At 64.3% G+C, this 13,074-nt stretch carries 1 protein-coding gene; it reads left to right on the top strand.

Annotated elements, in window-relative coordinates; all coding sequences use genetic code 11:
- Positions 1 to 55: 55 nt before the first annotated feature.
- Positions 56 to 12,952, top strand: a complete 12,897-nt coding sequence (locus tag TU73_RS08050; protein WP_057011756.1) for a non-ribosomal peptide synthetase — start codon at positions 56 to 58, stop codon at positions 12,950 to 12,952.
- The last annotated feature ends 122 nt before the right edge of the window (positions 12,953 to 13,074 follow it).

Here is a 13,074-nt window from a genome sequence, read left to right as displayed (position 1 = left end):
TGTTGATTTTCAAGTAAGCCGAATTTCCCGTAAGCCGATTTCAGGCAGGAACCCCATGATGGACGCCTTCGAACTTCCCCGCACTTTGGTCCAGTCCCTTCAACGCCGTGCTGCGCAGACACCGGACCAGGTGGCTCTGCGCTTCCTGGCCGAGTCGGCCGGGCAGAGCGTGGTGCTCAGCTACCGTGATCTGGACCTGCGCGCCCGCACCATCGCCGCCGCCTTGCAAGCCAAGGCCGGCCCGGGCGAGCGTGCGGTGCTGTTGTTCCCCAGCGGCCCGGACTACGTCGCGGCGTTCTTTGGGTGCCTGTACGCCGGAGTGATCGCGGTGCCGGCTTATCCGCCGGAGTCCACGCGCCGTCATCACCAGGAGCGTTTGCTGTCGATCATCCAGGACGCCGAGCCGTGCCTGCTATTGACCATTGCCAGCCTCCGGGAAGGCCTGGCGCAGATCGAAAACGCACCGCCAGTATTGAGCGTGGACAGCCTGGATGCACAGCAGGCCGAGCGTTGGTTCGAGCCCGAGCTGCAAGCTGACGACATCGCCTTCCTGCAATACACCTCCGGCTCTACCGCCTTGCCCAAGGGCGTGCAGGTCAGCCACGGCAACCTGGTCGCCAACGAAGTATTGATCCGCCGTGGTTTCGGCATCGACCTCAACCCCGATGACGTGATTGTCAGCTGGCTGCCGCTGTACCACGACATGGGCCTGATCGGCGGCCTGCTGCAACCCATTTTCAGCGGCGTGCCCTGCGTGTTGATGTCGCCGGCCTACTTCCTTGGCCGCCCATTGCGTTGGCTGGAGGCGATCAGCGAATACGGCGGCACCATCAGCGGCGGTCCGGATTTCGCCTACCGCCTGTGCAGCGAACGGGTCAGTGAATCGGCCCTGGAGCGCCTGGACTTGAGTCGCTGGCGCGTGGCCTATTCCGGCTCCGAACCGATTCGTCTCGATACCCTGGAACGCTTCGCGGAAAAATTCGCCCGCTGTGGTTTCACCTCGAACAGTTTCTTTGCCTCCTACGGCCTGGCCGAAGCGACCCTGTTTGTCGCCGGCGGCATCCGTGGCCGCGGCATCCCCGCGCTGCGCATGGACGAACAGGCCCTGGCCGCCAACCGCGCCGAACCCGGGCAGGGCAGTGCGATCATGAGTTGCGGCACCAGCCAGCCGGACCACGCTGTGCTGATCGCCGATCCTCACACGCTCACGGAGCTTGCCGACAACTGCGTCGGTGAACTCTGGGCCACGGGCCCGAGCATCGCCCACGGCTACTGGCGCAACCCCGAAGCCAGCGCCAGAACCTTCGTCGAGCACGCCGGCCGCACCTGGCTGCGTACCGGTGACCTGGGGTTCATCCGCGACGGCGAGGTGTACATCACCGGGCGCCTCAAAGACCTGCTGATCGTGCGTGGTCACAACCTCTACCCCCAGGACATCGAACAGACCATCGAGCGCGAAGTGGAGGTGGTGCGCAAGGGCCGGGTTGCTGCCTTTGCGGTGAATGACCAGGGCGTGGAAGGTATCGGCATTGCGGCGGAAATCAGCCGCAGTGTGCAAAAAATCCTGCCACCCGAAGCGCTGATCAAGGCGATCCGCCAAGCCGTGGCCGAGGCTTATCAAGAAGCCCCGAGCGTGGTGGTGCTGCTCAATCCCGGTGCGTTGCCAAAGACCTCCAGCGGCAAGGTGCAACGCTCGGCGTGCGCGATTCGCCATGCCGATGGCAGCCTCGACAGCTACGCGCAATTCCCCGGCTTGCCAACGCAGGCAAGCGAGGTGGCGCTGGAGTCTGACCTGCACAACCAGATCGCGGCGATCTGGTGTGAGCAATTGCAACTGGACAGCGTGGCCGCCGACGATCACTTCTTCCTGCTCGGTGGCAACTCCATCACCGCCACCCAGGTGGTCGCCCGCCTGCGCGAAACCCTGGGCCTGGAGCTGAACCTGCGCCTGCTGTTCGAAGCCCCGACGTTGTCGGCGTTTGCCGCCGGCGTGGCGCAACTGCAACAGGACGGCGGCGTTGCCCAGGGCGCGATCCATGCGCTGTCGCGCCACGAAGACCTGCCCCAATCCCTGGCCCAGAACCGTCTGTGGATCACCTGGCAACTGGACCCACACAGCAGCGCCTACACCATTCCCGGTGCCTTGCACCTGCGTGGCGAACTGGATGAAGATGCGCTGCGCACAAGCTTCCAGCACTTGATCCAGCGCCACGAAGCGCTGCGTACGCGTTTTTACGAACGTGATGGGCAAGCCTTCCAGCGTGTAGAACCGCAGGTGGATTTCGCACTGCAAGTCATCGACCTCAGCGACCTGCCCTACGCCGAGCGCGACGCCCGTGCGCAACAGATCCGCGAAGACGAGGCGCGTACCCAGTTCGACCTGGAAAAAGGCCCGCTGCTGTGGGTCACCCTGGTGCGCCTGGACGATGAAGACCACCAACTGCTGGTGACGCTGCACCACATCATCGCTGATGGTTGGTCGCTGAATATCCTCATCGATGAGTTCTCGCGCCTGTACGCCGCTGCCGTCCAAGGCCAGAACCTGGACCTGCCACCGTTGACCTTGCACTACGCCGACTACGGCAGCTGGCAGCGCCAATGGTTGGCCGAAGGCGAGGGCCAGCGACAACTGGCGTATTGGAAAACGCAGTTGGGTGAAGAGCATCCCGCCTTGGACCTGGCCACCGATCACCCGCGTTCCGCGCTCCATCGGCACAGTGCTTCGCGCCATAGCGTGCGCCTGGATGCGCGCCTCAGCGCCGCGATTCGCCAGACCGCCCAGGCCCACGAGTCGACGCCGTTCATGCTGTTGTTGGCGGCGTTCCAGACCTTGCTTTATCGCTACAGCGGGCAGCGCGATATCCGTATCGGCGTGCCCAATGCCAACCGCCCGCGCCAGGAAACCCAGGGCCTGATCGGGTTCTTTATCAACACCCTGGTGCTGCGTGCCGAACTGGATGGGCGCCTGCCGTTCAATCAACTGTTGGCGACCACCCGCGAGACGGCAATGGCCGCCCTGGCCCATCAGGACCTGCCTTTCGAACAACTGCTGGAAGCCTTCCCCCAGGCCCGCGAACAGGGCCTGTTCCAGGTGATGTTCAACCACCAGCAACGTGACCTCGGCGCCTTGCGGCGCCTGCCGGGCCTGCTCGCCGATGAACTGCCATGGCACAGCCGCGAAGCCAAGTTCGACCTGCAATTGCACAGCGAAGAAGACCGCAACGGGCGCTTGAGCCTGTCGTTCGACTACGCCGACGAGCTGTTCGAGGCCGCGACCATCCAGCGCTTGGCCGAGCATTTCATTCACCTGCTGCAAGCCGTGTGCGCGCAACCCCAGCAAGCTCTCGGCGACGTGCCGTTGATGCTGGCCGACGAGCAACACGCCTGGAGCGCAGCACCTTGTGAGCCGGCCCGGCAATGGTTGCCCGAGCTGCTCAACCAACAGGTCTCGGACGCCACCGCAGTGGTCTGGCAGGATGGCAGCCTGACCTTCGCCCAGCTGCACACCCAGGCCAATCGTCTGGCCCATTACTTGCGCGACAAAGGCGTCGGCCCGGACGTGTGCGTGGCCATCGCCGCCGAGCGTTCGCCGCAACTGCTGGTCGGCCTGCTGGCGATCATCAAGGCCGGTGGCGCCTATGTGCCGCTGGACCCGGATTATCCCGCCGAGCGCCTGGCCTACATGCTCAAGGACAGCGGCGTGCAGTTGCTGCTCACCCAGACCGCCTTGCTGGCGCAACTGCCCAGCGCCGAAGGCGTGTGCGTGATCGCCATGGACAGCCTGCACCTCGACCGCTGGCCAACCCAGGCACCGGGCCTGCACCTGCACGGCGACAACCTTGCCTACGTGATCTATACCTCCGGTTCCACCGGCCAACCCAAGGGCGTGGGCAACACCCATGGCGCGCTGGCCGAACGTTTGCAGTGGATGCAGGCCACTTACCAACTGAATGAAACCGACGTGCTGATGCAAAAGGCGCCGATCAGTTTCGACGTGTCGGTGTGGGAGTGCTTCTGGCCGTTGATCAGCGGTTGCCGCCTGGTGCTGGCGGGGCCGGGTGAGCATCGCGACACGCACCGCATCGCGCAGTTGGTGCAGGAACATGGCGTGACCACGCTGCACTTCGTGCCGCCGCTGTTGCAGGTGTTTATCGACGAGCCGTTGGTGGCCGAATGTACCAGCCTGCGCCGCCTGTTCTCCGGTGGCGAAGCCTTGCCCGCCGAGTTGCGTAATCGCGTGCTGGCCCAGCTGCCTGCGGTGCAATTGCATAACCGTTATGGCCCGACCGAGACTGCGATCAACGTCACCCATTGGCATTGCGCCGCGGCGGATGGCGAGCGATCGCCGATTGGCCGGCCCTTGGGCAATGTAATCTGCCGTGTGCTCGACGAGCAGCTCAACCCGTTGCCGGCCGGTGTGCCGGGTGAGTTGTGCATCGGCGGCATCGGCCTGGCGCGTGGTTACCTTGGCCGCGCCGGGCTGACCGCTGAACGCTTTGTCGCAGACCCCTTGGGTGCGGCCGGCGCACGTCTGTATCGCACGGGTGACCGTGCGCGCTGGAGTGCCGATGGCGTACTTGAATACCTCGGGCGTCTGGATCAGCAGGTCAAACTGCGTGGTTTCCGTGTGGAGCCGGAAGAAATTCAAGCGCGCCTGCTGGCCCTCGATGGCATTGCCCAAGCCGTGGTGCTGGTACGCGATGCGCAGTTGATCGGTTACTACACTGCCCACAACGAACTGGACGAACAGCAAGTCAGGACCACCCTGGCCGCCCAGTTGCCGGAGTACATGGTGCCGGCGCTGCTGATGCGCCTGGACGCCATGCCGCTGAGCCCGAGCGGCAAGCTTGACCGCCGCGCCTTGCCGGAGCCGGCCTGGCAGACCCGCGAGCACGTCGAACCGCACACAGCGTTGCAGCTGCAAATCGCCGCAATCTGGCGCGAAGTGCTTGGCCTGCCACGTATCGGCCTGGGCGATGACTTCTTCGCCTTAGGCGGGCACTCGTTGCTGGCCACGCAAATCATCTCGCGCACCCGCCAGGCGTGTGACGTCGAGCTGCCGTTGCGCACCCTGTTCGAAGCCAGCGAATTGGGCGCCTTTGTCGAGCAGGTGGAGTTGATCCAGGCCGCCGGCCAACGCAACCGACAGACGGCAATCGCCAAGGTCGACCGCAGCGCGCCGGTGCCGTTGTCCTATTCCCAACAGCGCATGTGGTTCCTCTGGCAGATGGAGCCCGACAGCCCGGCCTACAACGTCGGCGGCATGGCGCGCCTGCGCGGCGTGCTGGATGTACAGCGTTTCGAGGCAGCGTTGCAGGCGTTGATCATGCGCCATGAAACCCTGCGCACCACCTTCCCGAGCGTCGACGGCGTGGCATACCAGAAGGTTTCGCCGCAGACCGCTGTACGCATGGACTGGCAGGACTTCTCAGCGCTGGACGAAACCGAGCGCCAACAGCGCTTGCGGCAGCTGGCGGATCAAGAAGCCCACACGCCGTTCAACCTGGAAACCGGGCCGCTGTTGCGGGCCTGCCTGGTCAAGTCCGGCGGGCAGGAACACTACCTGGTGCTGACCCTGCACCATATCGTCACCGAAGGCTGGGCCATGGACATCTTTGCTCGTGAACTCAGCGCCTTGTACGAAGCCTTTATCGACGAACGCGACTCGCCGCTGGTGCCGCTGCCGGTGCAGTACCTCGACTACAGCGTCTGGCAGCGCCAGTGGCTGGAGTCTGGCGAGCGCCAACGTCAGCTGGATTACTGGACCGCGCAACTGGGCACTGAACACCCGTTGCTGGAGCTGCCCGGCGACCGCCCACGGCCAGCGGTGCAAAGCCATCAAGGCGAGCTGTACCGCTTCGACCTGAGTGATGCGTTGGCCGCCCGTGTACGCGCCTTCAATGCCGAGCGCGGCCTGACCCTGTTCATGACCATGACCGCGACCCTGGCCGTGTTGCTCTACCGCTACAGCGGCCAGACCGACCTGCGCATCGGCGCCCCGGTGGCGAACCGCATTCGCCCGGAAAGCGAAGGGCTGATCGGCGCGTTCCTCAATACCCAGGTGCTGCGTTGCCAGCTCAATGGGCAGATGAGTGTCGCCGAGCTGTTCGAGCAGGTGCGTCACACCGTGATCGAGGGCCAGTCCCATCAGGACCTGCCGTTCGACCATCTGGTCGAAGCCCTGCAACCGCCGCGCAGCGCGGCGTACAACCCGTTGTTCCAGGTGATGTGCAACGTGCAGCGCTGGGAGTTCCAGCAGCGCCGCCAACTGGCGGGCATGAGCGTCGAGTACCTGGCCAACGATGCGCGGGCGACCAAGTTCGACCTCAACCTGGAAGTCACCGACCTCGACCATCGCCTGGGTTGCTGCCTGACCTACAGCACCGACTTGTTCGATGAGCCGCGCATTGCGCGCATGGCCGAGCATTGGCGCAACCTGTTGCAAGCCTTGATCGCCAACCCGCAGCAGCGTCTGAGCGAATTGCCGTTGCTGAGCGCAGATGAACAGCGCGCCTTGCAAGACAGCCTGGGGGTGGAGAAGGGCGAACATCGCCTCGACCAGTGCATCCATCAGTTGTTCAGTCAGCAGGCCAGCCAGCGATCCGATGCGCCAGCGCTGACCTTTGCCGGGGTGACCCTGAGTTACGCTGAACTGGACGCCCGCGCCAACCGCCTGGCGTGGATGCTGCGCGAACGCGGCGTGGGCCCGCAGGTGCGTGTCGGCCTGGCGCTGCCGCGCTCGCTGGAAATGGTCATTGGCCTGCTGGCGATCCTAAAGGCCGGTGGCGCCTACGTGCCACTGGATCCGGAATACCCGCTGGACCGCCTGCACTACATGATCGAGGACAGCGGCATCGGCCTGCTGCTCAGTGATGCGGCGATGTTCGAAGCCCTCGGCGAATTGCCGGCAACGGTGGCGTGCTGGTGCCTGGAAGATGACCTGCCGGTGCTGGCCAATTATCCCGCTGATGCACTGCCGTTTGTGAGCCTGCCGCAGCACCAGGCGTACCTGATCTACACCTCGGGCTCCACCGGCAAGCCCAAAGGCGTGGTGGTGTCCCACGGTGAAATCGCCATGCATTGCCAGGCGGTGATCCAGCGGTTTGGCATGCGTGCCGATGACTGCGAACTGCACTTCTATTCAATCAACTTCGACGCCGCCACCGAGCGTTTGCTGGTGCCGCTGCTCAGTGGTGCACAGGTGGTGCTGCGCGCCCAGGGGCAGTGGGATGCCGAAGAGATCTGCGCACTGATTCGCACCCATCGTATCAATATCCTCGGCTTCACCCCCAGCTACGGCAGCCAGTTGGCCCAGTGGCTGGCGACCCAGCAGCAGACCTTGCCGGTGCGCATGTGCATCACCGGTGGCGAGGCATTGACCGGGGAGCATTTGCAGCGCATCCGGGCAGCGTTCACGCCCGAGGTGTTTTTCAACGCCTATGGCCCGACCGAAACTGTGGTGATGCCCTTGGCCAGCCTGGCGCCGCAGCAGGTGGAGGAGGGCGCCGGCAGCGTGCCGATTGGCAGCATCATCGGTGAGCGCGTGGCCTACATTCTCGACGCCGACCTGGCGCTGGTGCCCCAAGGCGCCAGTGGTGAGTTGTATATCGGCGGCGCCGGCCTGGCCCAGGGTTATCACCGCCGTCCGGGAATGACGGCGGAGCGCTTTGTCGCCGATCCGTTTGCCGCCAGTGGCGGGCGTCTGTACCGCACCGGCGACCTGGTGCGCCAACGCGCCGATGGCCTGGTGGAATACCTGGGACGCATCGACCATCAGGTGAAGATCCGCGGTTTCCGCATCGAGCTGGGCGAGATCGAAACGCGCCTGCTGGAACATCCCGCCGTGCGCGAGGCGGTGGTGCTGGCGCTGGATGCGCCGAGTGGCAAACAGCTGGTGGCCTACCTGGTCAGCGATGCCGAACACGGTGCGCTGCGCGAAGCGCTGAAGGCGCACCTCAAGGCGCAACTGCCGGATTATATGGTGCCGGCGCATTTGATCGTGCTGGACAGCATGCCGCTGACCGCCAACGGCAAGCTCGACCGCCGCGCCTTGCCTGAGCCGGATCAGGAGGCCAATCGCCAACATTACGTGGCACCACGCAATGCGCTTGAAAGCACCCTGGCAGCGATCTGGTGCGCGGTGTTGAACGTGCAGCAAGTCGGCCTCGACGATAACTTCTTTGAGCTGGGCGGTGACTCGATCCTGTCGATTCAGGTGGTCAGCCGTGCACGCCAGGCCGGCATTCATTTCAGCCCCCGCGACCTGTTCCAGCACCAGACCGTACAGACCCTGGCTGCCGTCGCCACCCGTTCGGAGCAGGTCACCGCCGAGCAAGGTGCATTGACCGGCAGCTCCGGACTTACGCCGATCCAGCACTGGTTCTTCGACACTGACATCCCGGCACGCCAGCACTGGAACCAGGCGTTGGTGCTCAAGCCCCTGCAACTGCTCGACCCCCATCGCCTGGAGCAAGCGCTGCTGGCGGTGTTGGAACACCACGACGCCCTGCGCCTGAGTTTCACCCGGCGCGGCGCGCAATGGCACGCCGAACACCTGGCCGTGCCGGAAGGCGGCGTGCTGATGCAGGCTCAGGTGGGTGATATGCAACAGTGCACCGCACTGTTCACGGACACCCAGCGTAGCCTCGACCTGGAGCACGGGCCGCTGTTGCGTGCCCTGCTGGTGGACGGGCCGCAGGGCCAGCAACGCTTGCTGATCGCGATCCATCACCTGGTGGTGGATGGGGTGTCCTGGCGTGTGTTGCTGGAAGACCTGCAAAACGTCTATCGCCAACTCAGCGAAGGCCAGTCCGTCAGCCTGCCGGCCAAGACCAGCGCGTTGCGCGATTGGGCGGCGCGCTTGCAGGCCTATACCCAGAGTGAATCCCTGCGCGAAGAGTTGAGCGTATGGCAGGCGCAGTTGGCCGGCCCGGCCGCGGCCTTGCCGGTGCAGCGCCCGCATGGAACATTACGCAATTGCGATGCCGAAACAGTCAGCGTGCGCCTGGACGCCGAACGCACCCGCCAGTTGCTGCAACAGGCACCGAGTGCCTATCGCACCCAGGTCAACGACCTGCTGCTGACCGCCCTGGCCCGCGTGCTGTGCCGCTGGAGCGGGCACGACTCGGCATTGATCCAGCTGGAAGGCCATGGTCGCGAGGCCTTGTTCGATGACATCGACCTGACCCGCAGCGTTGGCTGGTTCACCAGTGCCTATCCGTTGCGCCTGACACCGCAGGCCGGGCAGGGCGACTCGATCAAGGCGATCAAGGAGCAACTGCGCGCCCTGCCGCACAAAGGCTTGGGCTATGGCGTGCTGCGCTACCTGGCCGATGACCTGTGCAAACAGAACATGGCCGCATTGCCGAGCGCGCAGCTCACCTTCAACTACCTGGGCCAGTTCGACCAGAGCTTTGGTACCGATGCATTGTTCCACCCGCTGGAGGAATCCGCTGGCCTGGCCCATGATCCGGATGCGCCGTTGCCCAATGAGTTGAGCGTCGATGGCCAGGTGTATGGCGGTGAGCTGGTGTTGCGTTGGACCTTCAGCCGTGAGCGGCATGATCAACAGGTGGTGGGCGATCTGGCCGAGGCTTACCTGGCCGAATTGCACAGCCTGATCGCTCATTGCCTGCAGGACGATGCGGGTGGCCTCACGCCGTCCGACTTCCCCCTGGCCCACCTGACCCAGGCGCAACTGGATGCCTTGCCGGTGCCAGCCAGCGCCATCGAAGATGTCTACCCGCTGACCCCGATGCAAGAGGGCCTGCTGCTGCACACCCTGCTGGAGCCGGGCACCGGGCTGTATTACATGCAGGACCGCTACCGTATCAACAGCGCCCTGGACCCCGAGCGTTTTGCCCAGGCCTGGCAAGCGGTGATCGCCCGCCACGAAGCCTTGCGCGCCTCGTTCTGCTGGAACGTCGGCGAAGACATGCTGCAAGTGATCCACAAGCCCGGCAGCACGCCGATTGAATACCTGGACTGGAGCGCCGACCCGCAGGATGAGCAGGAGCCGCGTCTGCAAGCCTTGCTCAAGGCCGAGCGCGAAGCCGGATTCGATCTGCTCAACCAGGCCCCGTTCCACCTGCGCCTGATCCGCGTGGGCGAGGCGCGCTACTGGTTCATGATGAGCAACCACCACATCCTCATCGATGCCTGGTGCCGTTCGCTGCTGATGAATGACTTCTTCGATATCTACACGGCCCTGGGCGAAGGCCGCGACGCGCAACTGGCGACGCCGCCGCGCTATCGCGACTACATTGCCTGGCTGCAACGCCAGAACCTCAACGAGGCGCGCCAGTGGTGGCAGCAAAACTTGCAAGGCTTCGAGCGCACCACGCCGATCCCGAGCGACCGCCCGTTCCTGCGCGAACATGCTGGTGGCAGCGGCGGCATGGTGGTGGGCGACTGCTACACCCGCCTGGATGCCCGCGACGGTGCGCAGCTGCGCGAACTGGCCCAGGCGCATCAGCTCACCGTCAACACCTTCGCCCAGGCAGCGTGGGCCCTGGTGCTGCGGCGTTTGAGTGGCGATCGCGATGTGTTGTTCGGCGTCACCGTGGCCGGGCGCCCGGTGGACATGCCCGAGATGCAGCGCACCGTGGGGCTGTTTATCAACAGTATCGCGCTGCGGGTGAAACTGCCCGAGGACGGCCAGACGTGCAGCGTGCGCCAGTGGTTGAGCGCCTTGCTCGACAGCAATATGCAATTGCGCGAGTACGAATACCTGCCGCTGGTGACTATCCAGGAGCACAGCGAATTGCCCAAGGGCCAGCCGCTGTTCGACAGCCTGTTTGTGTTCGAGAACGCGCCGGTGGAAGTCTCGGTGCTCGATCGCGCGCAAAGCCTGAACGCCACCTCGGATTCCGGTCGCACCCACACCAACTTCCCGCTGACCGCCGTGTGCTATCCGGGGGATGACCTCGGTTTGCACCTGTCCTACGACAAGCGTTATTTCGACGAAAGCACCGTGCAAGGCATGCTCGCTGAGTTCAAGCGCCTGTTGCTGGCGCTGGTGCAGGGCTTCCATGGCGACATGGCCGAGTTGTCGCTGATTGGCGAGCAGGAGCGTGAATTCCTGGTGGACGGCTGCAACCAGAGCGCACATGCCTACCCGCTGGAACGCAGCTACATCGAGTTGTTCGAGGAGCAGGTCGCGCAGCATCCGCAGCGTATCGCCGCCAGTTGTCTTGACCAGCAATGGAGCTACGAGGATCTGAATCGCCGCAGCAATGGCCTCGGCCATGCGCTGATTGCGGCGGGAGTCTGCGTGGACCAACCGGTGGCGTTGCTGGCTGAACGTGGGTTGGACTTGCTCGGCATGATCATCGGCAGCTTCAAGGCCGGTGCCGGCTATTTGCCGCTGGATCCGGGCCTGCCAAGCCAGCGTTTGAGCCGCATCATTGACCTGAGCCGCACGCCGTTGCTGGTCTGTACCGAGGCGTGCCGCGAGCAGGCCATCGAGTTGCTCGAAGGTGTTGATTGCCAGTTGCTGGTGTGGGAAGAAATTCCCGCCCGTGGCGAAAACCCAGGTGTCTACAGTGGCCCGGACAACCTTGCCTACGTGATCTACACCTCGGGTTCCACTGGCTTGCCCAAGGGCGTGATGGTCGAACAGCGCGGCATGCTCAATAACCAGTTGAGCAAGGTGCCGTACCTGAGTCTGAGCGACACCGATGTGATCGCCCAGACCGCGTCGCAAAGCTTCGACATTTCCGTCTGGCAGTTCCTCGCCGCGCCACTGTTTGGTGCGCGGGTGGACATCGTGCCGCCTGCCATTGCCCATGATCCGCAAGGGCTGCTGGCCCACGTTCAAGCACAGGGCATCACCGTGCTGGAGAGTGTGCCATCGCTGATCCAGGGCATGCTGGCCCAGGAGCGTATCAGCCTCGACGGCCTGCGCTGGATGTTGCCGACCGGGGAGGCCATGCCGCCGGAGTTGGCCCATCAGTGGCTGTTGCGCTATCCGGATATAGGTTTGGTCAATGCCTACGGCCCGGCGGAGTGCTCGGATGACGTGGCGTTCTTCCGCGTCGATCTGGCCTCGACCCGAGGCACCTACCTGCCGATTGGTACGCCGACCGACAACAACCGTTTGTACCTGCTCGATGGCGCACTGGAATTGGTGCCCCAAGGCGCGGTCGGTGAATTGTGCGTTGCCGGCACCGGTGTCGGCCGCGGCTACGTCAGCGATCCGCTGCGCACTGCCCAGGCCTTTGTGCCCAACCCATTTGGCGCGCCGGGCGAACGTCTCTACCGCACCGGCGACCTGGCGCGTCGACGCAGCGATGGCGTGCTGGAATACGTCGGGCGTATCGACCATCAGGTGAAGATTCGCGGCTATCGCATCGAGCTGGGGGAAATCGAAGCGCGTCTGCATGAGCAACCGCACGTGCGTGATGCGGCGGTGGGTGTGCAAGAGGGGGTCAACGGCAAGCACCTGGTCGGTTACCTGGTGGTCGCCGACGCCACGCTCGACCCGAGCGAACAGCTGGAGCGCATCAAGCAACGCCTGCGTGCCGAACTGCCCGAATACATGGTGCCGCTGCATTGGCTATGGCTTGAACGCCTGCCCCTGAATGCCAACGGCAAACTCGACCGCAAGGCCCTGCCGGCCCTGGAGATTGGCCAGTTGCACAGCCAGGACTATGTGGCGCCTCGCACTGAACTGGAAACCACGTTGGCGGCTATCTGGGCCGAAGTGCTGAAAGTGGAGCGGGTTGGGGTGCAGGACAACTTCTTCGAACTGGGCGGGCACTCGCTGCTGGCCACGCAGATTGCTTCACGGGTACAGAAGACCTTGCAGCGCGATGTGCCGCTGCGGGCGATGTTCGAGTGCAGCACAGTGGCGGAGCTGGCTGAGTATATCGAGGGGTTGGCGGCCAGTGAGATCAGCGCGGAAAAGGCGGATCGGCTGAGTGATTTGATGGCGGAGCTGGAGGGTTTGTGAGGCAGCCGCTGATCTGAAATGCCGAGATTTTCCAGCAGAACTGTCAAATCTGACAGTAGGCAAAAGAACGCCAGAAGCGCTCACTTGGAAGAGCCCTGCAGCGTGGAGAAAGTTGGGGGCAC

It is taken from the genome of Pseudomonas libanensis (genome assembly GCF_001439685.1).
Taxonomy (GTDB): Bacteria; Pseudomonadota; Gammaproteobacteria; order Pseudomonadales; family Pseudomonadaceae; genus Aquipseudomonas; species Aquipseudomonas libanensis.
This window is presented reverse-complemented; position numbering and strand designations above follow the sequence as displayed.